Raw genomic sequence first — 589 nt, forward strand, 5'->3', positions numbered from 1 at the left:
CCGATGTCATTGTCGTGAGCGTTCCCTGCCACGATGGGATGGTGGTAAGGTAGTTTTGAAACTGGGAAACGAATTGATCAACGTCGGCTGTCAAGTCCGCCAGAACGAGCTTATTAGTATCTGCCATGTTGAACCTTATGATTGGTTGGCGGTGACGGAAAATGCTGCAACCAGCGGACCTGATTGAGAATCAAGGTTTAGGTTCAGGTTGTAAGCAATCCGAATCTGATAGCCGGGCAGCGACATGTCGGGCTTGACCCATGTGTTGCTCATGTCGAGCTGAATGCGGGGTTCCCAGCGGGCTATCGCCTGAATGAAGCCGACCTGAATCTTATCCGCAGTGTTTTGATCGATTGGTTCCTGTAGATAAGTGGGAAGGGAGGCCCCATACTCCGGCTGGAATATACGGGCTCGTGCCCCTATCTGACATGAGAACAGGTTGTACAACGAGTTGTTGATGGCCAGTACGTCAGGCAGCAAATCGGGGTTAGTGTCCAGCGTAAACTTCGACGACGCATCGACCCATACGGCACCCCGCGTATCAAGCTGATATGCTGTTGGTGTAGTCATGTTGAGTTCTCCTTACCAT

1 protein-coding gene is annotated in these 589 nt (G+C 51.4%); it reads right to left on the reverse strand.

The annotated features are described in order from the left end of the window. Positions 1–135: 135 nt before the first annotated feature. Positions 136–570 carry a GPW/gp25 family protein gene (locus AC1RPH_RS07710; RefSeq protein WP_481762011.1) on the reverse strand — a complete coding sequence of 145 codons (435 nt, stop codon included), beginning with the start codon at positions 568–570 and terminating at the stop codon, positions 136–138. Positions 571–589: the final 19 nt, after the last annotated feature.

It is taken from the genome of Dellaglioa sp. CoH-57-MRSF-16 (assembly GCF_056782055.1).

Coding starts and splice junctions, on each gene's coding strand:
- AC1RPH_RS07710 (WP_481762011.1), bottom strand. CDS start 570: ATGACTACACCAACAGCATATCAGCTTGATACGCGGGGTGCCGTATGG.